This is a genomic window from Pseudomonas moorei (genome assembly GCF_042846945.1).
GTDB lineage: Bacteria > Pseudomonadota > Gammaproteobacteria > Pseudomonadales > Pseudomonadaceae > Aquipseudomonas > Aquipseudomonas moorei.
The window spans coordinates 3700271-3723616 of sequence record NZ_AP035776.1 but is presented as its reverse complement, the minus strand read 5'-3'; the positions used below and the strand labels follow the sequence as shown (position 1 = coordinate 3723616).

General features: G+C 57.3%; 24 protein-coding genes and 2 pseudogenes. 3 read left to right on the top strand and 23 right to left on the bottom strand.

Annotated features, from left to right (window positions below; translation table 11 throughout):
• Window positions 1–6: 6 nt before the first annotated feature.
• The 16 genes and pseudogenes from ACGJAX_RS17605 to ACGJAX_RS17530 form a co-directional block, all read right to left on the bottom strand.
• A complete protein-coding gene (locus tag ACGJAX_RS17605; RefSeq protein ID WP_390955522.1) occupies window positions 7–1488 on the bottom strand; it encodes an aldehyde dehydrogenase family protein in 1482 nt (493 codons plus the stop codon).
• Window positions 1485–2783, bottom strand: coding sequence for an FAD-dependent oxidoreductase (locus ACGJAX_RS17600; RefSeq protein WP_390955521.1), 1299 nt, complete (start codon window positions 2781–2783; stop codon window positions 1485–1487). The genes ACGJAX_RS17605 and ACGJAX_RS17600 overlap by 4 nt, the downstream gene beginning before the upstream one ends.
• A complete protein-coding gene (locus tag ACGJAX_RS17595; protein ID WP_390955520.1) occupies window positions 2780–3823 on the bottom strand; it encodes a 4-hydroxyproline epimerase in 1044 nt (347 codons plus the stop codon). Before ACGJAX_RS17595 ends, ACGJAX_RS17600 begins: the two co-directional genes overlap by 4 nt.
• Before the next feature lie 58 nt (window positions 3824–3881).
• Complete coding sequence (locus ACGJAX_RS17590; RefSeq protein ID WP_390955519.1) at window positions 3882–4763, bottom strand: dihydrodipicolinate synthase family protein; 882 nt, start codon at window positions 4761–4763, stop codon at window positions 3882–3884.
• A gap of 37 nt (window positions 4764–4800) precedes the next feature.
• Entirely contained in the window at window positions 4801–5466 is a 666-nt protein-coding gene (locus ACGJAX_RS17585) for an amino acid ABC transporter permease (RefSeq protein WP_090319948.1), read from the bottom strand.
• A 10-nt stretch (window positions 5467–5476) separates the two neighbouring features.
• Window positions 5477–6148: an ABC transporter permease subunit gene (locus ACGJAX_RS17580; RefSeq protein ID WP_390955518.1), complete on the bottom strand. Its 672-nt coding sequence runs from the start codon at window positions 6146–6148 to the stop codon at window positions 5477–5479.
• An 11-nt stretch (window positions 6149–6159) separates the two neighbouring features.
• Window positions 6160–6981: an amino acid ABC transporter ATP-binding protein gene (locus tag ACGJAX_RS17575; RefSeq protein ID WP_047530349.1), complete on the bottom strand. Its 822-nt coding sequence runs from the start codon at window positions 6979–6981 to the stop codon at window positions 6160–6162.
• 52 nt (window positions 6982–7033) lie between these two features.
• Window positions 7034–7876 (bottom strand): transporter substrate-binding domain-containing protein, encoded by an 843-nt coding sequence (locus ACGJAX_RS17570; RefSeq protein WP_090319943.1) that lies wholly within the window; start codon window positions 7874–7876, stop codon window positions 7034–7036.
• A 439-nt stretch (window positions 7877–8315) separates the two neighbouring features.
• A complete protein-coding gene (locus ACGJAX_RS17565; protein WP_248916377.1) occupies window positions 8316–8477 on the bottom strand; it encodes a DUF2986 domain-containing protein in 162 nt (53 codons plus the stop codon).
• Between the two features lie 109 nt (window positions 8478–8586).
• Entirely contained in the window at window positions 8587–9009 is a 423-nt protein-coding gene (locus ACGJAX_RS17560) for an SgcJ/EcaC family oxidoreductase (protein ID WP_390955517.1), read from the bottom strand.
• Window positions 9010–9205: 196 nt separating this feature from the next.
• On the bottom strand, window positions 9206–9970 hold the full coding sequence (locus ACGJAX_RS17555; RefSeq protein ID WP_390955516.1) for an ATP-binding cassette domain-containing protein: 765 nt from the start codon (window positions 9968–9970) through the stop codon (window positions 9206–9208).
• Window positions 9971–9986: 16 nt separating this feature from the next.
• Window positions 9987–10697 carry an ABC transporter permease gene (locus tag ACGJAX_RS17550; protein WP_090319936.1) on the bottom strand — a complete coding sequence of 237 codons (711 nt, stop codon included), beginning with the start codon at window positions 10695–10697 and terminating at the stop codon, window positions 9987–9989.
• Complete coding sequence (locus ACGJAX_RS17545) at window positions 10694–11422, bottom strand: ABC transporter permease (protein ID WP_390955514.1); 729 nt, start codon at window positions 11420–11422, stop codon at window positions 10694–10696. The genes ACGJAX_RS17550 and ACGJAX_RS17545 overlap by 4 nt, the downstream gene beginning before the upstream one ends.
• An 82-nt stretch (window positions 11423–11504) precedes the next feature.
• Window positions 11505–11597 (bottom strand): annotated as a pseudogene (locus tag ACGJAX_RS17540) (ABC transporter substrate-binding protein); the annotation flags it as partial.
• 322 nt (window positions 11598–11919) lie between these two features.
• Entirely contained in the window at window positions 11920–12324 is a 405-nt protein-coding gene (locus ACGJAX_RS17535) for a DUF488 family protein (RefSeq protein WP_390955513.1), read from the bottom strand.
• 5 nt (window positions 12325–12329) lie between these two features.
• Window positions 12330–13142, bottom strand: a complete 813-nt coding sequence (locus ACGJAX_RS17530) for a cupin domain-containing protein (protein ID WP_390955512.1) — start codon at window positions 13140–13142, stop codon at window positions 12330–12332.
• 134 nt (window positions 13143–13276) lie between these two features.
• On the opposite strand from ACGJAX_RS17530, the gene ACGJAX_RS17525 reads away from it, so the two are divergent.
• The 3 genes from ACGJAX_RS17525 to ACGJAX_RS17515 all read left to right on the top strand — a co-directional run bounded on the left by ACGJAX_RS17525 (window position 13277) and on the right by ACGJAX_RS17515 (window position 16684).
• Window positions 13277–13795 (top strand): carboxymuconolactone decarboxylase family protein, encoded by a 519-nt coding sequence (locus ACGJAX_RS17525; protein WP_390955511.1) that lies wholly within the window; start codon window positions 13277–13279, stop codon window positions 13793–13795.
• Window positions 13796–13821: 26 nt separating this feature from the next.
• On the top strand, window positions 13822–14073 hold the full coding sequence (gene grxC, locus ACGJAX_RS17520) for a glutaredoxin 3 (RefSeq protein WP_047530394.1): 252 nt from the start codon (window positions 13822–13824) through the stop codon (window positions 14071–14073).
• A 226-nt stretch (window positions 14074–14299) separates the two neighbouring features.
• A complete protein-coding gene (locus ACGJAX_RS17515) occupies window positions 14300–16684 on the top strand; it encodes a DUF3772 domain-containing protein (protein WP_390955510.1) in 2385 nt (794 codons plus the stop codon).
• A 30-nt stretch (window positions 16685–16714) separates the two neighbouring features.
• Here the strand turns inward: ACGJAX_RS17515 and ACGJAX_RS17510 are convergent, their stop codons facing one another.
• The 7 genes and pseudogenes from ACGJAX_RS17510 to ACGJAX_RS17480 all read right to left on the bottom strand — a co-directional run bounded on the left by ACGJAX_RS17510 (window position 16715) and on the right by ACGJAX_RS17480 (window position 23220).
• The gene (locus tag ACGJAX_RS17510; protein WP_390955509.1) at window positions 16715–18205 is read right to left on the bottom strand and encodes an aldehyde dehydrogenase family protein; all 1491 of its coding nucleotides are present in this window, start codon (window positions 18203–18205) and stop codon (window positions 16715–16717) included.
• Window positions 18206–18265: 60 nt separating this feature from the next.
• The gene (locus tag ACGJAX_RS17505; protein ID WP_090319911.1) at window positions 18266–18655 is read right to left on the bottom strand and encodes a cytochrome c family protein; all 390 of its coding nucleotides are present in this window, start codon (window positions 18653–18655) and stop codon (window positions 18266–18268) included.
• Between the two features lie 225 nt (window positions 18656–18880).
• The gene (locus ACGJAX_RS17500; RefSeq protein WP_390955508.1) at window positions 18881–19624 is read right to left on the bottom strand and encodes an AAA family ATPase; all 744 of its coding nucleotides are present in this window, start codon (window positions 19622–19624) and stop codon (window positions 18881–18883) included.
• The gene (locus ACGJAX_RS17495; RefSeq protein ID WP_390955507.1) at window positions 19624–20373 is read right to left on the bottom strand and encodes an ABC transporter permease; all 750 of its coding nucleotides are present in this window, start codon (window positions 20371–20373) and stop codon (window positions 19624–19626) included. Before ACGJAX_RS17495 ends, ACGJAX_RS17500 begins: the two co-directional genes overlap by 1 nt.
• Before the next feature lie 4 nt (window positions 20374–20377).
• Window positions 20378–21577, bottom strand: coding sequence for a YcaO-like family protein (locus tag ACGJAX_RS17490; RefSeq protein ID WP_390955506.1), 1200 nt, complete (start codon window positions 21575–21577; stop codon window positions 20378–20380).
• A 307-nt stretch (window positions 21578–21884) separates the two neighbouring features.
• Complete coding sequence (locus ACGJAX_RS17485; protein WP_390955505.1) at window positions 21885–22367, bottom strand: hypothetical protein; 483 nt, start codon at window positions 22365–22367, stop codon at window positions 21885–21887.
• Window positions 22364–23220, bottom strand: a pseudogene (locus tag ACGJAX_RS17480) (McbB family protein). The gene ACGJAX_RS17485 and the pseudogene ACGJAX_RS17480 overlap by 4 nt, the downstream one beginning before the upstream one ends.
• Between the last annotated feature and the right edge of the window lie 126 nt (window positions 23221–23346).

Below are 23346 nucleotides of genomic sequence, written 5' to 3'. Positions count from 1 at the left end.
GGTCCTTTACTTGATGTACCAGCCCCAGGGCTGCTCGCTGTCATAACGGGTGATCTGCTTGGTTTCCAGGTAATTGTTAAGGCCCCACTCACCCAGCTCACGCCCGATACCGCTTTGCTTGTAGCCGCCCCAAGGGGCCTCGGTGAAGGTCGGTTGGGAGCAATTGACCCAGACGATGCCCGCGCGCAGCCGGCGGGCGACACGTTCGGCACGGGCACTGTCCCGGGACATCACCGCAGCCGCGAGGCCGAAGCGCGAGTCGTTGGCGCTGCGCACGGCATCGGCTTCGTCATCGAAGGGGCGTACACACACCACCGGGCCGAAGATTTCTTCTTTCCAGATCCAGCTGTCCTGCGGCACGTCGGCAAAAATCGCCGGTGTCAGGAAGTAGCCTTTCGCGTAATGGGCCGGACGCGTGCCGCCGGTGAGCAGCGTCGCGCCCTCCTCCCGGCCACGGGCGATGGCCGCCAGGACCTTGTCGTACTGGCCACGACTGACCAACGGGCCAAGCAGCACACCGTCATCCATACCGTTGCCGATGCTCACGCGCCGGGTCTGCTCCACCAGACGCTTGAGCAGCGGTTCGTAAAGTTCGCGCTGGACCAGCACCCTTGAAGTCGCCGAACACACCTGCCCCTGGTTCCAGAAAATGCCGAACATGATCCATTCGACTGCGGCTTCGATATCGCTGTCGTCGAAGATGATGAACGGCGACTTGCCCCCCAGTTCCAGGCTGATGTTTTTGATGTCGCGGGCGGCGGCCTGCATGATCCGCGTTCCGGTTGGCACGCTGCCGGTAAAGGCCAGTTTGTCGATACCGGGATGCTCGCTCAGGGGGGCGCCGGCATCCGGGCCGAGGCCGGTGACCACGTTGAGTACACCGGCAGGCAAACCGGCCTGATGGGCGATGTCCGCCAGAACCAGGGCGGTCAGCGGCGTGAGTTCCGACGGCTTGAGCACCATGCAGCAGCCAGCGGCCAGTGCCGGTGCAACTTTCCAGGCGGCCATCAGCATCGGGAAGTTCCAGGGAATGATCGCCCCGGCAACGCCCACCGGCTCCTTGCGCGCCATGGAAGTGAAGCGCTCATCGGCCAGCGCAATGTGCTGCTCACGACGACCGTCCAGGCCTTCGGCCAGATCAGCATAAAAGTCAAAGCAGCCCGCGGTATCGGCAATGTCCCACTGGGCTTCGGGCAACGGCTTGCCGTTGTCGCGCACCTCAAGCCCGGCCAGTTCGTCCTGGCGCTGGCGAATGCCGTTGGCGATGGCCCGCAAAATCGTCGCACGCTCGGTCCCGGTCATTTGTGGCCAGGGACCGTCATCAAATGCCCGGCGTGCGGCGCTGACGGCCAGGTCGATGTCTTCTGCGGTGGCCGCCGCGACTTGAGTGATCACCGACTCATCGCTCGGATCGATCGTGTCCAAGGTGCCGCCATTTTTGGGGCGAACCCACTGGCCGTCGATATAGAGCTGGTCAAAGGATTTCATGCATGGCCTCCAACAAGGGCAAAGCGCTGGGCGCTGAAAGGGGTCAGGTCCTGGGCGGGTTTTCGCCCGACAACCAGGTCAGTGATGAGTCGTCCGGTGGTTGCACCCAGCGTCAGGCCGAGCTGGCCGTGGCCGAACGCCAGGAACACGTTCGACAGCCGGCTGCTGCGATCGATGACCGGCTTGGTGTCGGGCAGAAACGGGCGATAGCCGACGCCGTACTCGACCTGGTCCAGTTGCAACCGGGGAAGAATTTTTCGGGCTTTCTCGAGAATGATGTCGGCGCGCTTGAAATTCGGCTCGGCGTTCGGGCCGGCGAATTCGATGGTGCCGCCAATCTGCAAACCACGGGACATCGGGCTGAAGCAGAACCCGCCATCGGCATAAATCACCGAATGGCGAATCTCCACGCCGGGGCTGGGCAACAACACCTGATATCCGGCGATGCCGGCCAGCGGCACCTGCGCACCGATCTGCTCGAAAAACTGTCGCGAGCCCGTGCCAGCGGCGATCACCACCTGATCGGCCGCATAGCGTTGGCCATCGGCGAGGGTGACGCCACTGGCACGGTCGGCCACTTCATCGATGCGCTTGACCTGGCCACGCACGCGGACGCCGCCCTGATCGAGAAAGCTCTGCGTCAATGCGGCAATAAAGCCTTTGGTATCGCTGACCGCGCGCCAGTCTGAAAACAGCAGGCCATGGCTGAACCTGCCGGCCAACGACGGTTCGAGATCCGAGATGGCCGCCGCGTCCAGCACTTCGGATTTGAAACCCAGTGCCTGGCGCAACGCCAGATGCTCACGCTCATGTTCCAGGCCTGCCGGTGTATCGAACACCTCGATGATCGGCCGTTGCCCCATCAGGGTCTTGTCCGGGCATGCCGCCAGCAAAGGCGCATAGTCCTCGTAGACCTGATGCGTCAGGGTCGCCATGTCTTCGGCGATCTCGACAATCTTCGAATGGCGGGCACAGGCCAGAAAGCGCAGGAACCACGGCAAGATACCGGGCAAGGCGCCGGGCCTGAGCGCCAGCGGTCCCTTCTGGTCGAGCAGCCAGCCGGGGATTTTTTTCAGGATGCCGGGCTTGGACAGCGGAATCACTTCGCTGACCGCCATTTGCCCGCAACTCCATTTGGCGGTGCTGTCGCCCGCCGCGGCCGGGTCGATCAGGGTCACGGCATAGCCTTCGCGTTGCAGGTAAAGGGCACAACAGACGCCGACGATGCCACCGCCGACCACCACAACCTTCTCTGCGGGAAAGGGTGCTTGTGCAACGGGCTGTGCAGGTGTCATAGGGAAGTCCCTTGAGCAGAGGCTGGAGCGGCATAATCTTCCAGACTGAAGCCGTCCCACCAGGGTTGGGTGTCGTCGACAATAAACTCGGCACGCCCGGTGATCCATGCCCTTCCTTCAATGCTGGGGCGAATCGCGGCAGTGCCGTCTTCCAATTGCAGGGCCCGGGCCACGCGGCCGACGAAAAAACTGCCGATCAGGCTTTCATGACGATAGGCACCCTCTTCAGCCAGCCAGCCACGGGCAAAACGCTGGGCGACCCGGGCCGAACTGCCGGTGCCGCAGGGCGAACGATCGATCAGGCTCGCCCCGGCAATCACCACGGCCCGGCCCTGGGATTGTGCGGACAACGGCGCGCCGGTCCACATGCAGTGCTTGACGCCCCTGATGGCCGGGTTTTCCGGATGAACCACGTCAATTGTCCGGTTGACCAGATCCTGCATCTCCCTGCCCCATTCCAGCAGTTGCTGTGGGCTGAAATGTTCGCAGCCCGGAAAGTTGGGTTGCACCTCGACAATCGGGTAGAAGTTGCCGCCATAGGCAATGTCGACCTTCAGCAACCCCAGGGGCGGGAAGTCGAGAAGCAGATCACGGTGCAGCAAGAACGATGGAACGTTGGTGAAACGCACCGCGCTGACCTTGTCGCCGTCGCGTACATAAGTCGCATGGATCTGCCCCGCCGGCACATCCACCACCACCGTGCCCGGGACTTTCGGTTCGATCAGACCGGTCTCCAGGGCAAAGGTAATCGAGCCCAGCGTGGCGTGACCGCACATGGGCAAACAGCCGGACGTCTCGATGAACAACAGGCTGAAGTCGCTGTCGGCACGCAGCGGCGGGTAGAAAATCGTGCCCGACATGTGCGAGTGACCGCGCGGTTCAAGCATCAGGCTACGGCGAATCCAGTCGAAATCGGCCATGAAGTGTTCCCGTCGCTCGCTCATGGTCCTGCCTTTGAGGGCCGGCGCTCCGGCGATCACCATGCGTACGGGCATGCCTTCGGTATGGCCTTCGATACTGTTGAAAACGTGTCGGGTCATCTCATTCACTCCGTCGTGCCGCATCGGCCGGACGTGGCGACCGATGCGGCCAGTGCCATTAACCCTGGGCCATTTCGAAAGCCTTGCGGAAACCGGCCTTCTCGTCGCTGGTCAGCGGTTGCAGCGGCATGCGCGCGGCGCCGGCATCGAAACCTGCCAGCTCACAGCCGTACTTGACCTTCTGGATGAACTTGCCCGACTCCATGTCCGCCAGTACCGGAAATAGCGAACGCACGATGTCTTGGGCGCCGGTCAGGTCGCCACTGGTGTATTTGCTGTAAAAATCACAGACCTGCTGCGTCAGGCAGTTGGCCGGGCCACAGATCCAGCTGCTGGCGCCCCACAGGAAGAAGTCCAGCGCCTGGTCGTCGGAACCGCACGACAGTTGATAGTTGTCCTTGTAGGTGTTGCCGATCTCAATCGCACGCAGCAGGTTGCCGCTGCTTTCCTTGATCGCGATCACGCGGTCGTTGTCCTTGAAAGCGTCCAGCACGGTAAAGCCGACTTCGACGTTGGTCCGCACCGGGTAGTTGTACAGCACCACATTGATGTCCGGTGCAGCGTCGAGAATGGCCTGGTAGTGACCGATCAGCTCGTCCTGGGACGGCAGTGCGTAGTAAGGCGGCGCGATCAGCAGGTTGGTGTAGCCGGCGTCGCGGGTCTGCTTCACCTGCTCGATCACCTCGCGGGTGCAGGCGCCGTTGGCACCGGCGATCAACACCCCACGGTCCCCCACCACTTCGCGCACGGTGGCCAGAATCTGCCGCCGCTCCTGATTGGTCAGTGCGTAGTACTCACCGGTGGAACCCAGCGGCACGAAACCGGTGACGCCCGCCTTGAGTTGAAACTCGATGATGTTGCCCAGCATGTCGTAATTGACGTTGCCAGCCTTGTCGAACGGTGTGACCAGAGCAGGCAGGATGCCTTTGAGTTGAGTCATTGCAGACACTCCACGGATTTGAGTACGAGGGTTGGGGTTAGTACGCATAACGACGCAGCATCCGCGTCTCGACCACGCCGACCAGCCGGGTCAACGGGAACGCTACGAGGAAATAGATGACCGCCACCGCCGAGAGGAACTCGACCGGCCGGGCCGTGCTGTTGGAGATGTTCTGGCCGACGAACATCAGGTCGGCGATGCCCACCGAGGAAATCAGCGCGCTTTCCTTGAACAGTGAAACCACGTTGGAAAGCAGCGGCGGAATGCCTCGCAGCAACGCCTGGGGGAACACCACGAACACCGTCTTGTTCCATGAGGCCAGGCCCAGTGCGACGCAGGCGTCATGCTGTTCGCCGGGTATCGATTTGAGTGCGCCCCGAAAGGTCTCGCTGGTGATCGCGGTCATGTACAGGGTCAGTGCCAGCAACACCGACACGTAGGGCGCGATGTCGATCCCGAACACCACCGGAAAACAGAAAAACACCCAGAACAGCTGGATCAGCAGTGGCGTGCCGCGGAACAACTCCACATACAGGCCGGCCGGGACGCTCAACCAGCGACGGCGCGAGGCCCGCAACAGGCTCAGCAGAAACCCGCACAGGCTGCCCATGATTGCGCACCCGACGGTGAACACCAGGGTCAGCGCGAGCCCTTGCAGCAAGGCCTGCCAATACGAAAACACCACGGTGAAATCAAGATTCATGACGACCTCCTCAGCGCGCGAGCGCGGTGTCCTGACAGCGTTCCAGCCATTGCACGAACTGAGCGATGGGCAACGACAGCGCGAAGTAGATGAGCGCGATCAGCGAATAGGTTTCCAGCGGGCGGTAGGCTTCGGTGGCGATGCTTTTGCCGACGTACATCAGGTCGCCCACCGCGACGATCGCCACCAGTGCACTTTGCTGAAGAATCGAGATGCCATTGGTCATCAACACCGGAATGGCCGTGCGCAGCGCCTGCGGGAGAATCACGTAGAGCGTGCGTTGCCAGGGGCGCAGGCCCAGGGCCACGCTGGCATCGAGGTGTTCATGGGGCACCGCCTGCACGCCGGCCCGATAGGCTTCGGCGTTGAATGCGGTGAGGTTCAGCCCCAGGGCGAGCACGCCCATGGTGATGGGGTCGATGAACACGTTGAACAGCATCGGCACGCAATAGAAAAACCAGACGATCTGCAACAGCACCGGCGTGCAACGGAAGAACTCGATGAACATCTGCGCCGGCCAGCGCAGGAAAAACCAGCGACTCAAGGTCAGCAGACACAGGCCGAAACCGAGCACCAGGCCGACGATGTTCGACACCAGCGCCAGTTGCAGGGTGACCTTGAGTCCGTCCCACAGCAGGCCGACATTGCCCTGGAGAAAGTTGAAATCGAATTGATAATTCATGATCAGGCTCCTCAATCCAGGTGCAGCACTTTTTCCAGGAACTCGCGGGTGCGCGGTTCCCTGGGCTGAGTGAACAACTGGTCGGGATGGCCTTGCTCGACCACCTTGCCGTTGGCGCAAAACACCACGCGGGTGGCGATATGGCGGGCGAAGTGCATGTCGTGGGTGACGATGATCATCGCCATCTTCTGTTCGGCCAGTTGCAGCATGACGTTCTGCACTTCGATGACCATTTCGGGGTCAAGCGCCGAGGTGACTTCGTCGAACAGCATCAGCTTGGGTTCCAGCATCAGCGCCCGGGCGATCGCTACGCGCTGCTTCTGGCCGCCGGACAACTGGCTGGGATAGACGTTGAGCTTGCTTTCCAGGCCGAGCCGCGCCAGCAACGCCCGGGCCTTTTCGGTGGCCTGTGTCCGGGACAGGCCATGCACCTTCATCGGCGCCAGAATCAGATTGCCCAACACCGACAGGTGCGGAAACAGCGTGTAGTGCTGGAACACCATGCCCACCTGGGTTTGCAGCGAGCAGTCCATCGGCTTGCCTTTGCCCCGGGCATTGCCGTCGATATAAGGCTTGCCCTGAAAGCGGATGGTCCCGCCCTGAATGCTTTCAAGCCCCATCATGACGCGCAGCAACGAGCTTTTGCCGCTGCCGCTTGGACCAATGATCACCAGACGATCGTCGGCCCGCATATCCAGGTCCAGGTGATCCATGACCACCAGGTTTTCGCCGTAGGACTTGTAGACATCGCGCAGCTGGATGAACTCGCTGCTCTTCGTTTCGCAGGCGTGCAGAGGCCGTGACGGCACCGCCGCCAGATTGGAAGCTTTCATCGGACGTTCTCCGGGAACGCGCAGCCCGCTGCGCGCTCGCCATCGGCGGGATTTACTGAGGGGTTTTGTCGGCGTTGGCCAGTTGCGAAGCCTTGTCGACCAAGGCGTCGATTTCACCGGTCTCGCGGCGCTGGGCCAGGTAGATGTTCAGCGTCTGCAAATCGGCAGCGCTCACATCCCGGCGCACACCAAACGCCACGCCTTGTTTGGCCAGTGCCGGTTTGGGCAGCACTTCCTTGGTCCAGCCAGGGTTGGCCACGGCGAAGAGGTGGTTGGTGTCGCTGGCATCGACCAGCACGTCGGCACGCTTGGACATCACGGCCATGCGCACTTCATCCATCCCCGGCAGGCGCATGATCTTGCCCTGCTTGATCACCGCCGAAATGGCCTTGTCCTGAGCGGTGCCGGACATCACGGCGAAGGTCACATCGGGTTTGTCGAAGTCGCCGATGGTGTTGCCGGCACTGGCCAGCTTCGGGTTGTCCTTGTTGATCAGCAGCGAGACCTGATAGTCCGTGGCCGGCACCGAAAAACTCACCGCCAGTGCGCGCTCAGGCGTCTGGTTGAGCGCCATGGCCATGTCCCACTTGCCCCCTTGCAACCCCGCCACGAGGTTGTCCCAGTTGGTGTCGACGAACTCGACTTTGACCTTCAGCACCCTCTCGCCAAAGTCACGGCACAGGTCCACGAAGTAGCCGCTGTATTCGCCGGAACGCGCATCGCGCATCACGTAAGGCGCGGCAACCGCGGCCCCGCAGCGCAGGACACCGGCTTTCTGTATGTCTTTCCACAGTGAAACGTCAGCCGCCTGGGCCGGGACCTGGGTGAGCAGCGCGCCGATAGCGGATGCACAAACGAGCATGTTGCGGATGGTGCGAGGAAGGAACCGAGCCATTTTGACCTCTCCGATATTTCGTTCTTGTAGGCAGGAAGGTACAAATCTACATCGATGTGCGCCACTATGTGTGCAGCGCTGTATGCAGATTAGAATCGAACGAATTGAGCTGTCAACACGAGGCGGAAAAAATTATCGGGAAGGTGCCAACGCAGCCGGTGGTGGCTGTTGGCGCACGGGTTGGAGAAAGTGATCAGAAATGGGCGAAGCGGTGGGCACAGAGAGGAGCAGGTCAAAGACCTGCAAGGCACAACCCGTTGATTGGCCGATCTGCAGGCACCGTTACGGCTAATGCCTGCTCAGTTGCGGAAACGCGAGCCGGAACCGCAAAGCAGTTTCGGCGTGAATGAATGGTCAGGCCGCGTCCTCGCGGCACTTGCCATTGAACTGCATAGCCCGATCAAACCCGGAATTTCCGGTGGGCCTCAAACTATCGGGATCAGCTTTCAGAGGAAGTGCCTGAGTCGACACTGGCTTCGGCAGCCAGCTTCAAGCGGTCGGCTTTACTGATGTATTTGTTCTTTTTTACCGGTGCCAGTTTGGCGCTCGCCTTTTTGGCCTTGGCCTTGAATAACTGCTTTAGTTTCTTTTGACGATTCATGATTTCTACTCGGTTTACAGTTGCCGAATGATATCAGCTAAAGACGCTCAGCCAGCTCGCCGTGTCACCCACCAGCACAGGCGCCCGACCGGGTGCCACCCCCGCTACGCTAATCACGCAGGATTGCCGCACCGGTCCGCGGGTTGGTGAGGGTCACGTTCTCAAGCGCTCTGATGCGCCAGGTTTCGCCCTGCTTCGTCAGCACCGCGAGAATCAACGTATCGACCAGGTGTGGTCCGGCCGGATGGGCGGCGCCAGCGGCCAGGCGACTCCAGAAATGTACGACGGCCACCCCGTCGGCGATCGGCGTGACATCGATCAGTTCGTTCTGGAGCGTAGAGTCGCGATAGATCGTTTCGTGAATGGGAACGTGCAGCGCCACAATCGCCTCAATGCCCCGCACATAGTGTCCGAAACGATTGACGAACGTCGCGTCTGGATCAAACAGGCTGCCGAGAGCAACCATGTCGTGGCCGTTCCAGGCCGCCTGGAAGGCACCGGGTAGATCTTCTGGTTTTGTCATCTTGGTCATGGGGTTGGGCCGTATATGTGCTGGATTCCCAGGCGCCTCAAGTTTAAGTCAGGCGGTGGCGGTATGAGTGTTGAACGGCGTCGAGAATGATGGAACGCAAAGGATGTGTCGACTTTGGTGACAGGTTGAGCGAGGGCGTTTTGAGGGTTGTACCAGCGCCTTCGAGCGACCCTGCCATCGCTCGAAGGCGCTCCGGTTACTTCAGGTTGCCGCTGAGGAATTGCTGCAGGCGCTCACTTTTTGGGTTACCCAATACGTCCTCAGGCGCACCCTGCTCTTCGACCCGCCCCTGGTGCAGGAACAGCACCTGGTTCGACACCTTGCGCGCAAAGCTCATTTCGTGGGTCACCATGATCATGGTGCGGCCTTCTTCGGCCAGCCCCTGGATCACCTTGAGAACTTCGCCCACCAGCTCCGGGTCGAGGGCCGAGGTCGGCTCGTCGAACAGCATGATCTCCGGTTCCATGCTCAGGGCCCGGGCGATGGCGACCCGTTGCTGCTGACCACCCGAGAGAAACGCCGGGTATTGATCGGCAACCCGCGCCGGCAAACCGACCTTGTCCAGGTAGCGCCGGGCGCGATCCTCCGCATCCTTTTTGCTGACGCCCAACACCCGACGTGGAGCCATGGTGATGTTTTCCAGCACGGTCATGTGGCTCCACAGGTTGAAGTGCTGGAACACCATCGCCAGGCGAGTGCGGATGTGTTGCAGTTCATTGGCGTCGGCCACGCGCATGCCGTGGCGATCATGGACCATTTGAATCGGCTGGCTGTCCAGGCTCATGGCGCCGTCATTGGGCGTTTCCAGGAAGTTGATGCAACGCAGAAAAGTGCTCTTGCCCGACCCACTGGCGCCAATCAGGCTGATTACATCGCCGGTCCTGGCATTGAGCGAAACGCCCTTGAGGACTTCATGGTTGCCATAACTTTTGTGCAGGTTTTCAACGGTCAGTTTGTACATGAACAAGCATCCTGAATTAGTGAGCCGGGCCGAGGAAAGACAACCAACGGCGTTCAGCCAGGCGGAACAGGCCGACCAGGGAGAAGGTGACTGCCAGGTAGATCAACGCGGCAATGCCGAACGACTGGAAGGTCAGGAAGGTCGCCGAGTTGGCGTCCCGAGCGACTTTCAGAATGTCCGGGATGGTCGCGGTGAACGCCACGGTGGTCGAGTGCAGCATCAGAATCACTTCGTTGCTGTAGTACGGCAACGAGCGACGCAGGGCCGACGGCATGATCACGTAGGCATACAGCTTCCAGCCGGTCAGGCCGTAGGCCTTGGCCGCTTCGACTTCACCGTGGTTCATGCTGCGAATGGCCCCGGCGAAGATCTCCGTGGTGTAGGCGCAGGTGTTCAGGGCGAAGGCCAGGATGGTGCAGTTCATCGCATCGCGAAAGAACGCATCCAGGACTGGTTGAGCGCGCACGGCGGCCAGGCTGTAGATCCCGGTGTAGCAAATCAGCAACTGGATATACAGCGGCGTACCGCGGAACAGGTAGGTGTAGAACTGCACCGGCCAGCGCACCCAGACATTGGTCGAGACCCGGGCGATCGATAACGGAATCGACATCACGAAGCCGAAGAAGATCGAGGCACTGAGCAGCCAGAGCGTCATGGCCAGCCCGGTGATGTGACTGCCGTCCTGGAAAAGGAAGGGTCGCCAGTATTCCTGCAGTAGCTCGATCATCGCACGGCCTCCCGGGCACCAGCAGCGTAGAAGATTTCCATCCGGCGCAAGACGTAGTTCGAAACGGTGGTTATCACCAGATAGATCAAGGCAGCCAGCACCAGGAAGAAGAACAGCTGATAGGAGCTCTTGCCCGCGTCCTGGGCCACCTTGACCAGGTCGGCCAGGCCAATGATCGACACCAGCGCGGTAGCCTTGAGGATCACCATCCAGTTATTACTGATGCCCGGCAGGGCAAAACGCATCATTTGCGGGAACACCACGAAGCGGAAGCGCTGGGCGCGGGTCAGGCCGTAAGCGGTAGCGGCTTCCATCTGCCCTCGCGGTACGGCAAGGATTGCGCCACGGAAGGTTTCGGTGAAATACGCCCCGTAGATGAAGCCCAGGGTAATGACCCCGGCGCTAAAGGGGTTGATTTCGATATAGTCCCAGCCCAGTGCTTCGGTCAGGCTGGTGAGCCAGGTTTGCAGGCTGTAGAAAATCAACAGCATCAGCACCAGGTCCGGCACGCCGCGAATCAGCGTCGTGTAGAGCTGGGCCGGAACCCGCAGCAGTTTGACGTTTGACAGTTTGGCGCTGGCGCCGATCAGGCCCAGGCCAACGCTGACCAGCAAGGACAGAAAGGACAATTTGACCGTCATCCAGGAGCCTTCCAGCAACAGTGGGCCGAAGCCCTTGAGGCTGAAGCCTGACAGTCCGAGATTCTGCAATAGGATTTCTAGCATTGAGCAGCCCTACATCAATCAAAAAAGTGCCCATCCGCAGATGGGCGCAGGGTCATTATTTGCCGCTGTAGAGATTCAGATCGCCAAAACGCAACGCCTTGTACTCCTTGGCCGGCGCGGAACCGGCAGCCCTACACAAAGCCAATGCAGAAACGGTGAGAAATGCTTTTTTCATTGTTTTATTCCCAAGGACCATCGAAAGAACGTGCCCCGCAAGAGCGCGAGTACTGCGCGGGCGAAGTGTCTTATGCACACGCAAGTACTTGTACAGACAAGCATATGCAATCACCCGGCCAATTCTCGGATTGGCCGCTTGAGAAAGCGCGTACAGCGCTCTGGGATGGGCTTGGCAGGCAAGTGAGCGCAGGGGTGAAGCCACCTGGGAGATTGTTACCAACGCAGGTTTTCACACCCGGCTGGGGTATGCGGTAACAAAGTGTGAAATCAAGGGCGCCGACTTTTCAGATCGAAACACCAGAGGGCAAACATATAACCGCTCAATAATCCGGAAACTCATCCCGCCAGCACACGGGCGAACTGGAGCCCGCATACCGATCAAGTTCCTCCTCCAGCCATTGCGCGAGGACGAGCGCATGATTTTGCAGCGGGTCCTGGGAGGCGCAAACCAGGGTCAGCGTGCCTGTCTCGGCCAGCGGCAGCAGCGCCCACCAATGCGTCGGATGAGCCGCCAGTGCCTGTCGATACGCCGTCGCGAACGGCTCAAAATCCAGCTCGCCGGCCGCGAACCGCTCATGCAGATCAATCGAGGGAGCAAGGTCGGGCAGCCAGGCATGCAGCGACGCCGGGGCCTTGGGCCAATAGCGTGGCCACAGGCGATCGACCAGGACACGTCGCCCATCGTCGGCGGCAACAGGCTCATCGGCATGCTTGCACTGGATCATCAGCGCTACCCTCTCCACTCCCGTGGACTCACCCCGGTTTTACGCCGAAACGCCCGGGCCAGTGCCGAGGGGCTTTCGTAACCGACCTCTTCGGCGATCAGGGCAATGGGCTTGCCCTCGCGCAAGCGTTTCTGCGCCAGGCTGATGCGCCAGCTCACCAGATAATCCACCGGAGTCTGCCCGACCACCCGCCGGAAATGCTCGGCGAAACTGGCCCGCGACATGTTGGCCGCCACCGACAGTTCCGCCACGCTCCAGGCTTTGCCGGGCGCTTCGTGCATGAGGTTCAGGGGACGTGCCAGCCGTGAGTCGGCGAGACCGGCCATCATCCCCGGCTGTTGATTGCGGCTGCTCAGCATGTGCCGCAGCAACAGAATCACCAGCAGTTCGAACAGGCGGTCCATGACCGCTTCCCGGCCGCAGGTGCCGTCGAAAGCCTCCTTGAACAGCCACTCCAGGGTGCTGGCCAGGGTCGGGATCTCATCAAGTTTCAGCACCATGTAATCCGGCAACGCGGCGGCCAGCGCATTACCCGAGCCGCCGTCGAAGTTCAGCGAGGCGCAGACCAACTGGGTGGCCGAGGCTTGCGTCGCGGACAAGCGATGACGATAGGGTCGCGGAAAGAAGATCAGCGTCGGCTCGGTGATGTCCAGCGCTCGCTCATCCGCCAGTTTCAGGGAAACCTCGCCGGCCTGCAGCAGGTGCAGATGACCGCACGACTGGCTGCCATCGAACGCCGAGGTGCCGCAAAACGTGCCGCTGTGAAAGGTGCCGGCATTGACGCCGAAATGCGTGAGCAACGTGGACAAGCGATCCATGGGGAGGCTCCCGAGAACAGTTCTGGACGATCTGTCGCATATCGTCGACGATTTGCACCCAATAGACCAGTCCAGATCACTAGCATGAACTCCGTACCCAGCGCCTGTCGCGCTTGAATCCTCGGAGAATCATCATGACCCGCATTGCCCCTCTCAGCCTTGAACTTGCCACCGACGCCACCCGCCCGCTGCTGGAAGGCGTGCAAAAGAAAATCGGCTTCCTGCCCAATGTGTTCAAAGTCCTGGCCCACGCCCCCGCCGTCCTCGCCTCCTACCTGCAAAACTCGGCGGCACTGGGCAAGACCTCCCTGAGCGCGAAGGAAAAGGAAGCGATCTTCCTCGCCACATCCCAGGTCAACGGCTGCGACTACTGCCTGGCGGCCCACACGTTGTTTGCCGGCAAGGCCGGGCTCTCCAGCCAGGACATCCGCAGTGCCCGTGAAGGCAAGCTCGATGCCTATGCCCTGCTGGCACAGCAGATCACTGAAAGTCGCGGCCATTTGAGCGCCGGGCAGATTGCAGCGGCACACGCCGCCGGTATCGACGACGGCAAGATCGTCGAAGTGGTCGCCCACGTCGCTTCGCAAACCTTGACCAACTACCTGAACAACGTCGCGCTGACCGATATCGACTTCCCGGCCATCGATGCCTGAGCCACTTCAAGAACGGAGAACCGACCATGAACACCGTGACCCTGTACACCACCGACACCTGCCCTTACTGCCGCAGCGCCAAGTCCCTGTTGGCGAGCAAAGGCATCAACATGCAGGAAATCAACATTCAGACCCAGCCGGGCAAACTCGAAGAAATGCTCAGCCGCAGCGGACGGCGCAGCGTGCCGCAGATTTTCATCGGTGACACGCATATCGGCGGCTTCGACGACCTGGCCAAGCTCGATCGCCAGGGCGGCTTGATGTCGATGCTGGCCTGAGCCCGGACTGTCCAGACCCAACACCAACCTGTGGCGAGGGCGTTTGTCGGAACGCCGCAGCAGCCCCAAAAAGGGGACTGCGATGCAACCGGGTGCAAGCAAGCGCCCTCACCACACCCTCGGGATACCGGCCATCGCCCGGCGCATCCGACCAAACAACGCTCTAACATGCGCGTCATGACCTAACCTCAAAGGCTAAATGACTCACCACCGGTCGAGCACGCCTATGCGCAATGCCTTGCAGTTCGTGATGTTCATCGCCTTCGTGCTACTGGCGCCGGGCAGCGCAATGCTGGCGGCGCCCATGCCCGATGTCCCGACCCCCGGTGCGAGCAGCGCCGTCGTCAGGGTTACCGACAGTGATCTGGAGACACTGCAAGGGCAACTCAACAGCCTCAAACAGCAGGTCTCCCAAGTCAGTAACTACAACCAACTGGAAACCCCGCAGGATTTGGTTCAGGTGCTGATCAAGGAGGCCGATCGCCTGTCGGCTCTGCTATTGCCCGAACAGGCGCAATTGCAGTCTCAACTGGGGGTGCTGAGCCCTGCTCCGCTGGCCGAGGCCGATCTGGAGAAGTCCGACATCGCCAGCCAGAGGGCGGCGCTCAGCGAACAAAAGAACAAGGTCGATTACAAGCTGAAAACCCTGGCGGCGATCAAAGCCAGTGCCGCCGAATTGCTCACCCAGATTGCCGCCATTCGACGCAGTCTGCTGGAAACCGAAGTGACCCAACGCACCCGGAGCATCCTCAATCCCTGGTTCTGGACGCCGCTGTTCGATCCGCCCGCCGACGACCGGCAACGGCTGGTCGACTTCATGCAGCAGGCGGGCGACACCTTGCATTCGGTCTGGCAACCGGGCAAGCGCTTCCTGACCTGCGTGCTCGTGATATTCGCCGCGCTCCTGTGGGGCCTCGGCCGCCGGCTCGCCGAACGAGGACTGACCTGGCTGTGCATTCACCGCATGCCCGAGGGGCGATTGCGCCGCAGCACCCTTGCGCTCGCGTCGGTCATCGCCACGGTGCTGACCGCCGGTATCGCCCTGCATATCCTGTTCTTTGCCCTCACCCGCGAACTGCCGTTGACTCCGCAACTGGTGGGGTTTTCCGAGGATTTCGAAAAGATCGTATACACCTGCGTGATGATTACCGGTTTGAGCCGCGCGCTATTGTCCACGCAACATCCTTCATGGCGACTGCCGGACATTGCCGACGAGGTGGCACTGGCGCTCAAACCCTTTCCCCGGCGCTTGGCCGCCGCCCTGCTGGTGATGGTGTCACTGGCGCAATTGACCAACGCCACCGGCATGAGCACGGAGGTCGTGATCTCGGTCCGGGGACTGGTGGCGCTGGTGATCTCCACCTTGATCGGCACGATCCTGTTGCGAGTCAGCAGAACCCGCCGGGCCATGGTGGTGGCCGGCGCCGCGCCAGAGGGCGGCCGGACGCTGGCCGGCGTGGTGTATGCCTTCGCCAGTATCGCGACGGTGGTCTCGCTGCTCGCCCTGTTTGTCGGCTATGTGTCGTTATCGCGCTTCATCACTTACGAACTGGTCTGGCTGTTCATCATTTTTTTTGGGTTTTATTTGCTGATACAGCTGCTGAAGGACGGCTGCGAGTATCTGTTTTCGCCTCGGCAACCCACCGGCAAGACGCTCAAACAGTTGCTGGGCATTGGCGATACGCGCCTGGACCAGATCTCGGTCATTTTGTCGGGCGTCGGTCGCGCCGCCCTGTTACTGATCGCTTTCATCTCGCTGCTGGTCGGCGGGGTGGGCTCGACACTCGGGCAACTGGCCAACAACATACTGGCGATGCTCGGCGGCGACGGCCTGCGCAAACTGAACATTGTCCCGGCCAACCTGCTGCACGGCGTGCTGGCGCTGCTGATCGGCGTCTATCTGGTGCGTACCCTGAGCCGCTGGCTGGACAATGAATTGCTGCCGAAAACGGAAATGGACCCCGGCATGTGCGCTTCGCTCAGCACGCTGTTTTCCAACATCGGCTATGCCCTGGTGATCCTGCTGATGCTGTCGTCCCTGGGGGTCAAGTGGACCAACCTGGCGTGGATCGTCAGCGCCTTGTCCGTGGGGATCGGCTTCGGCCTTCAAGAGATCGTCAAGAACTTCGTCTCTGGCCTGATTCTGCTCACCGAACGCCCGGTCAAGGTCGGCGACCTGATCAGCATCAGCGGGGTTGAAGGCGATATCCGCCGGATCAATGTGCGGGCCACCGAAATACAACTGGCCGACCGCTCGATCGTCATCGTGCCGAACTCGCAATTGATTTCGCAGAACCTGCGCAACGTCACCCTCGGCGGCAGCGCCCAAGGCGTGGCGATACTTGAACTGACCTTCCCGCTGGACATCGACCCCGAACAGGTGCGCAACCTGCTGTACGACACCTTCTGCGAGCACGAATCCATCCTGGAAAAACCGATGCCGTTCGTGCGCTTCAGCCAGCTCAAACCGGAAGGCATCACGTTGACGATCACCGGTTACGTCGCCAGCCCGCGCACGGTCGGCTCGATCAAGAGCGAACTGCTGTTTGAAATACTCAAGCGACTGGGCGCCGCCGGGATTGAACTGGCGAAGCCGCCACCGGCGGCGTGATGCCCGATCACGCCGCAGGCGCCCCTTGCATCAATGCGCGATACACACCGATTTGAGCTCGGTGTAGGCCTCGATCACCGCACGACCAAACTCGCGACCCATGCCCGATTGCTTGACGCCGCCGAACGGCATCGCCGGGTCGAGCAGCACGTGAGCGTTGACCCAGACCGTACCGGCTTCGATGCGTGGCACCAGGTTCATGGCTTTGCTCAGGTCGTTGGTCCACAGGCTGGCGGCCAGGCCATAGCGGTTGTCGTTGGCCAGTTCGATCACGGCCTCTTCATCGTCGAACGGCATCACGCCCAGGACCGGTCCGAAGACTTCTTCGCGGGCCACGGCCATGCTGTGGTCGATGTCGGCGAGGATCGTCGGCTGGACGAAGAAGCCGTCGCCTTCGACCAATTCGCCACCCGAGACCACACGTGCGCCTTCCCGTCGAGCCAGTTCGATGTGCTTGAGCACGCTTTGCTGTTGTTTGCGCGAGACCAGCGGATTGATCGCCGCGTCACCGTTCATGCCCGCGCCCATCGGCATCGCCGACACTGCCGTCGCCAGGGCTTCGACGAATGGGTCGTGGATCGAGCGATGCACGTAGAAACGCGAAGCCGCGGCACACACCTGGCCATTGTTCAGCAGACCGCCGAGGATCGCCCCTTGCACGGCTTTCTCGATGTCGGCGTCGGCGAGCACGATCATCGGGTTCTTGCCGCCCAGCTCCAGGGAGAAACGCGTCATGTTGGCCATGCAGGCCACGCCGACGCTTTTGCCCACAGCGGTAGAGCCGGTGAACGAGACCTTGCTCACCAGCGGATGCTGGGTCAACACGCCACCGACCGAGGCACCGCCACCGGTCACGACGTTGAACACACCTGCCGGAATGCCGGCTTCGAGTGCCAGTTCCGCCAGACGCATGGCGGTCAGCGGGGTTTCCATGGCCGGCTTGATAATCACCGTGCAACCGGTGGCCAGCGCCGGCATCAGTTTCCAGGCGGCGATCAGCAGCGGGAAGTTCCACGGCACGATGCCGACCACGACACCCACCGGCTCACGCTTGGTGAAGGCGGTGAATTTGGCACCCGGCGGCAGCGGGATCGACACGTCGAACGTCTGCCCTTCGATCTTGGTCGCCCAGCCGGACATGTAGCGCATGAATTCCACGGTGGCGTTCAGGTCCAGGGCGCGGGCCATGTTGATCGACTTGCCCTGGCTCAGGGTTTCCAGTTGCGCCAGTTCCTCGGCGTGCTCTTCCACCAGGCGGGTGAAGTTGAGCAGGATGCGCTCGCGATCTGCCGGGCGCAGTGCCGACCAGACCCCGGACTTGAATGCCTTGTGCGATGACTGCACGGCTTGCTCGATGATCTCCAGGGGCGCATCGAGGGTTTCGCAGAGGGTCTGCCCGGTGGCCGGGTTGACCACGGCAATGCGCTCGCCTTCGGCAAACACCCATTGACCGTCAATGAAGCAGCCATGGCGGCGTTCGATAAATGCAGCCACCTGCGGCAGGGTTTCAACGTTGCTCATAATTCACCTTTCAATAAAACCGTTCGGTGTGAAGGTAGGGTCAGCCAGGAAACCGGCCGCTTAGTGTTGTTCTTTGAGGAAGCACACGACCGCCTGGCGATCGTCCGCCGAAGCCAGGCCCATGTAAGGCATGTAGGTGCCAGGCACGTAGGCCTGGGGCTGAGTGATCAACTGCGCGATGTTCTCGGCTTGCCAGTCGATGTTCTTGTTACGCATGGCTTGCGAGTAGTTGAAGCCTTCCAGCGAACCGGACTTGCGCCCGACCACACCCGCCAGGTTCGGCCCCATCATGCCGGTCGCGCCTTTGGTCACCGAGTGGCAAACCCCGCATTCATTGGCAAACACCTCGGCGCCGTGGCGTTGATCGGGGGCGCAATCGGCTGCCAGCGCCGCCTGGGCCACAGTGAATGACAGCAAACCGATAAGGGGCAAACGCAGGGAGGTAAACATGGGAAACGACCTTGAAAATCCGCGCATTCGCCAGCAGGCGAACGCCAACTCTGAAAGTGCCGGGGCAACGGTGCTCCGGCAGGGTTGATCAGGATTGTCGGTGGTCGGTGATTCGCAGGTTTTGTCCTGCGTGCCAGTTGTGTTGGCGGTTCTGCCAGATCGATCATCTGATGAAGGGCTTGCCTATTCGCAAGGCACGCCCGATTTCTGACGAAGCGTTGGAGATCATTCTCGGTTTATTTGAGTAGACGTAGCCTTTAGCAGGGGAGCAGCCGCTGCGCGGATAAATGCCTCATCGAGTGTGTTCGCTTCGTATCGGCGCATAAACTCATCACCAGAATTGAACGGCTCAAACTGATGATTGCTGATCATGTAGAACTTGTCACAGTGACTCACAACCTCATCAATATTATGGGATGAAACCAGAACCGCCACTCCCTCATTAGCCGCTCCACGCAAACACTTCCAAATGTAATATCGAAATTCAGGATCTACTCCCGCAGTGGGTTCATCCAATATCACCAAACTCGCCCCCACCGCCAATAACGATAGCGTGAAGAACCAGCGTTTCTCCCCATAACTGCAAACCGATGACTTTTTTGCCCAGATTTCCTTATAACGCTCAACTATTTCCGGACTCCAAACCACAAGTTTTTTCAACGCCTGCTCTTGCGATACAGGTGTCGGAGAGCACAGCAACGAAATCATCTTGAAGATATCAAACATACGCAGCACGGGAGGCGTCATGATAGTCTGCGACAAATAAAGCTGACTGGAAAAACCATTAAACAACTGGCCGTTATCCGTCTTTATCAACCCACATACGATGTCGAAAAAAGTAGTTTTTCCAGACCCATTAGGGCCCAGCAGCCCAGTAATAGCTCCTGGAAAAACTTCAATATCTGCCTCATTAAATATTGTCCGCTTGGAATATCCAAAGCATAGCGATCGAGCGCTTAAAACACTCATCAGTATCGACTCCATACAGGGTTTATTCGTAAAAAACGAAGCGAAATCGAAAAGACAACGACAAACAAAATAACAACCCAAGCAACAAGAACATAATGCTGCTCAAAGCCACCCAACATAATTTGATTTGCAATATAAAGAGGATTGATTTTATTAAACGCAACCATTGCATAATGAGATTCACGACTTCCAAAAACGCCCAACACAAGCATTGAAAATAATACTATTGAGAACGTGGTATTACTGTTTTGATAATTCATCGGCACCAAACTAAGCAAAATGCCGAGCACACAAAAAAACATGTAACATATATAAAAACTGGAGATAACCCGAAACAACCCAACCAAATCTCCCCCTCCAACACAGGAACAAGTCAAGACATAAAAAACAATGCAGTAGATTAAAGCAATGAGAGAGTAAGCCAGAAAATGCGACGCTATGAATAACAACCTGGCATCAGGCGCGTATACAAACGACCTAATAAACCCACTTTCCCTCCTGCCTATAATATAAAAAGCAAAACCAAAAAAAGCGACACTTGAAGAAAGATAAGCATAAAACCAAGAGGTATTTTCCAGATAATTAATTTTCGAGAAAGAAATCCCCCTCTGGAATAACCCAACAAATAATATGTCGCGACGGGAGAAATAATCATCCAAAAAAGAGCGATTGGCTCTTTCAACTGCTCCTTTATAAATAACCACGACAGTGCAAAGCATCTTATCATTGCAAAAGCTGGCATAAGTCACCTTTTCATGGAAATGGAACCATAATTTTTCTACGATCAGGAAATATCTTCCCAGCAAATTCTTCAGAATATTTATTGAGGATATTTATCCCCCGGGAGTTATTCATGTGTAGAAAAAAATCGGGAGAAATAAACTTGCAGAAATAATACAACTCATTACTTATGGCCAGATAATTTACATATAAATAACCATCCACTTGCCGCTTATTCAAGACAGTCAAAAAATTTTGCAAACTGAAATCAGGTAACGAATCCGGAACGACAACCTTATTAAATTCAACATCCGTAATTTCTTGATAAGTCTCATAAGCGTTACAGCTTAGAAAATATCTCAGATAAGAATCCTCAATCTCCGCCACATTACCGCCGGTAGCTTGAAAAAGGTCTATAAACCTATAGGTCTGCCATAATTCATATAACGACTTTTCGAGTGCAGCTTTAAGTGTTTCCGCGTATGAAATTCCGGCGCAATATTTGACATGACGCGTTTTATCTTTTTGGCCGTAAACAGCTAATAGGCATAAACCAGGATAGGCAGCATCAGAAACATCGATAATGGTGACTTCCCCGGATTTGGAAAGTGCTTCGTACACTGAGCATGCGCCACTTTGTCTCAGGGCTAATCGGACATCATCTACCGAAACTAAACGAGCGCATTGTTTTGTCAGCCAAAACTTTGCAAGAAACTGCCTCTCTAGATATTCCTTTATCGATCCGAAAACAGCCTCCTCAAAGCGCCAGTGAAAACTGCACCCACAGGTATCTCGCAACGGATATATCGTGTTCTCGCTTTCAATTTTATTATAATTAAGAGATATACATGCGGTTGGTATATAGCAGTCAGACCAGTCCGAAACACGAGACACCCTGGTTAAGTTATAGGAATGATTGAGAGCCTGTTCAAATACCAACCCGCCCTCATTAGTCTGAGCGAATGCGAAGGCAAATTTCTCCGCCTCTATATTCGCTAGCGAGTAATTGAGATGACCAACCACATCCGATTTAACTTCCATATAGAAATGCCGCCTCTCAAAATACTCCCCTAACGCCGCCTTTATAGAGGATGACCCGTTACCTATTCCAGACCCACCATTTAACCAAGAGTCTACCAACTCAACTGAGGATGGAAACGATAACAAGCAGGATGGTTGATAAATCAGCGCACTTGGAAGCGTTGCTAAATGACCAGGATTATTCAGCATCATGTTGTTCACCGATAAAGTGTACACATACAGGAAAGAATAGCGTCGGATTAAGCCCTATTGCCTTACTCAGCATCGTATCGGTATACGCTGACCATAACCTGCTTCGCAGACCCAGTTGTTTGGCCTGCAATTCAATCAACATATAAATGGAACCCACTTCCATCAACGCCAGTCTGTAACCACGATACCTATATTTGAACAGCGCCTTGGGAATGTAAACAAAATAAGCAATTACAATCGAAGGTGTACCAATGCTGCCAGGAGAAGAAAGTACTGCATTCTTGATGTCATCAACGTTTTGTGTTCCCTACACTATTTCAAATGTTCTGGATTGAGGTAGCAAATGCAATATTCTTTCCGGACAAGGCCAACTTTCCTCATCTTCCATAAACGAACAAATAAAAACCTCAGCTGGATATAGCGCTCCACCGCTTGGATACCCGCGTTTATAACCACCTTTGCGAGAAGAGAGAATAGGGGAAATTAATTTTTCAATCTTTGAAAAGTCTATGTTCGTACTGGAAAATGAATCACACGACTCATTTCGACGAATAGGCGAATCAGATTCTAATTCGACCCCAACGGGAAAAGTCAAATTTAGATCAGGATAAAGCCGCAATTCGTTGCCGGTAAGCTTGGCAAGATGCTTATCATTTATACAGTGCAGACGAGTAGCATGCTTGAATGCATCATGAATCGTATAATTACCCATCGCATGAAAGCTCAGAGTTTCCTCATGAACAGCCGAATTCATAAATTTTAGATAATAGTCGTGCGGTATATACTTCATCCCTGCACCCTCAAGCAATCACACATATGCCAGTGAGAGGTGGCAACCTCTCTTACAAAACATCCAGCAAAATCAATATGAGAATCTTGAAGTATATTATCCTGATAGCGAAACTCATTATTACTACTTGTTAGCAGTTTTATTTTTCTTATGACCGCTCCAACCACCAATGATTGCTGTAGCAAGCTCAGCGAATTGACAGGAACGGCCATGTGCTTGTCTTTGCAATACCGAAGTAACTTTGACCATGTATTCCTGGCACTATGATACTCCTCATAATTTATCAACCTATCTATATTGCAAAAATGACATGGATTCCCGATCTTCGGACAATATGGCTGACTGATACAATAAGCATCACCCACAGAGTAACAAACACTGATTGCACTTTCAGGTGCCACATCTGCAAGCTCGAAGTATATTTTTTTATTAGTTCATAATCATAATTCCTGCACATTATGACAATGTAATATTTTTTATTTAATGCTTGACTCCTGACCAACCCAGAAATACTGCACACCTCCAATGGAGTATTTATTTCAGATCGCAACAACTCCTCCAGATTAATATTTTCATTCCAATCATGAGCCACAATCGTTTTATCGAAATACAGATTCTCACAGGCCTCCTTTATAGAGATTATTTTTTCTAGAAAATCAAAGGCGGGTTCTGGATTTAAGCCATGCGTCGACAACACCTCATTGAGTTCATCCCTGGAAGTATTTTTATAACTTTTCAATTTATTCAGCGCCGCCAGTAGCGGTGGAGAGCTTATTTTTGACACTCCTTTTTTTGAAACCACCAGATTATCGGAGTTAAAATCAAGGATCTCGTAGCTTTGTATATTTAGCATTTCGCAATCCCTTTGCATGGCTTTTCTGGATAACCCAGAAAAGCCATATTTGATGAACTATCAGTTGTTGTCGGATGAAAATTGTGGAGTTATGGCGTTCCCGCCACTCCCACCGCTTCCGCCACT

Bases quoted from the DNA above. Each gene is read 5' to 3' on its own strand.
- ACGJAX_RS17605 (WP_390955522.1), bottom strand. From the start codon at position 1,488: ATGAAATCCTTTGACCAGCTCTATATCGACGGCCAGTGGGTTCGCCCC.
- ACGJAX_RS17600 (WP_390955521.1), bottom strand. From the start codon at position 2,783: ATGACACCTGCACAGCCCGTTGCACAAGCACCCTTTCCCGCAGAGAAG.
- ACGJAX_RS17595 (WP_390955520.1), bottom strand. From the start codon at position 3,823: ATGACCCGACACGTTTTCAACAGTATCGAAGGCCATACCGAAGGCATG.
- ACGJAX_RS17590 (WP_390955519.1), bottom strand. From the start codon at position 4,763: ATGACTCAACTCAAAGGCATCCTGCCTGCTCTGGTCACACCGTTCGAC.
- ACGJAX_RS17585 (WP_090319948.1), bottom strand. From the start codon at position 5,466: ATGAATCTTGATTTCACCGTGGTGTTTTCGTATTGGCAGGCCTTGCTG.
- ACGJAX_RS17580 (WP_390955518.1), bottom strand. From the start codon at position 6,148: ATGAATTATCAATTCGATTTCAACTTTCTCCAGGGCAATGTCGGCCTG.
- ACGJAX_RS17575 (WP_047530349.1), bottom strand. From the start codon at position 6,981: ATGAAAGCTTCCAATCTGGCGGCGGTGCCGTCACGGCCTCTGCACGCC.
- ACGJAX_RS17570 (WP_090319943.1), bottom strand. From the start codon at position 7,876: ATGGCTCGGTTCCTTCCTCGCACCATCCGCAACATGCTCGTTTGTGCA.
- ACGJAX_RS17565 (WP_248916377.1), bottom strand. From the start codon at position 8,477: ATGAATCGTCAAAAGAAACTAAAGCAGTTATTCAAGGCCAAGGCCAAA.
- ACGJAX_RS17560 (WP_390955517.1), bottom strand. From the start codon at position 9,009: ATGACCAAGATGACAAAACCAGAAGATCTACCCGGTGCCTTCCAGGCG.
- ACGJAX_RS17555 (WP_390955516.1), bottom strand. From the start codon at position 9,970: ATGTACAAACTGACCGTTGAAAACCTGCACAAAAGTTATGGCAACCAT.
- ACGJAX_RS17550 (WP_090319936.1), bottom strand. From the start codon at position 10,697: ATGATCGAGCTACTGCAGGAATACTGGCGACCCTTCCTTTTCCAGGAC.
- ACGJAX_RS17545 (WP_390955514.1), bottom strand. From the start codon at position 11,422: ATGCTAGAAATCCTATTGCAGAATCTCGGACTGTCAGGCTTCAGCCTC.
- ACGJAX_RS17535 (WP_390955513.1), bottom strand. From the start codon at position 12,324: ATGATCCAGTGCAAGCATGCCGATGAGCCTGTTGCCGCCGACGATGGG.
- ACGJAX_RS17530 (WP_390955512.1), bottom strand. From the start codon at position 13,142: ATGGATCGCTTGTCCACGTTGCTCACGCATTTCGGCGTCAATGCCGGC.
- ACGJAX_RS17525 (WP_390955511.1), top strand. From the start codon at position 13,277: ATGACCCGCATTGCCCCTCTCAGCCTTGAACTTGCCACCGACGCCACC.
- grxC (WP_047530394.1), top strand. From the start codon at position 13,822: ATGAACACCGTGACCCTGTACACCACCGACACCTGCCCTTACTGCCGC.
- ACGJAX_RS17515 (WP_390955510.1), top strand. From the start codon at position 14,300: ATGCGCAATGCCTTGCAGTTCGTGATGTTCATCGCCTTCGTGCTACTG.
- ACGJAX_RS17510 (WP_390955509.1), bottom strand. From the start codon at position 18,205: ATGAGCAACGTTGAAACCCTGCCGCAGGTGGCTGCATTTATCGAACGC.
- ACGJAX_RS17505 (WP_090319911.1), bottom strand. From the start codon at position 18,655: ATGTTTACCTCCCTGCGTTTGCCCCTTATCGGTTTGCTGTCATTCACT.
- ACGJAX_RS17500 (WP_390955508.1), bottom strand. From the start codon at position 19,624: ATGAGTGTTTTAAGCGCTCGATCGCTATGCTTTGGATATTCCAAGCGG.
- ACGJAX_RS17490 (WP_390955506.1), bottom strand. From the start codon at position 21,577: ATGATGCTGAATAATCCTGGTCATTTAGCAACGCTTCCAAGTGCGCTG.
- ACGJAX_RS17485 (WP_390955505.1), bottom strand. From the start codon at position 22,367: ATGAAGTATATACCGCACGACTATTATCTAAAATTTATGAATTCGGCT.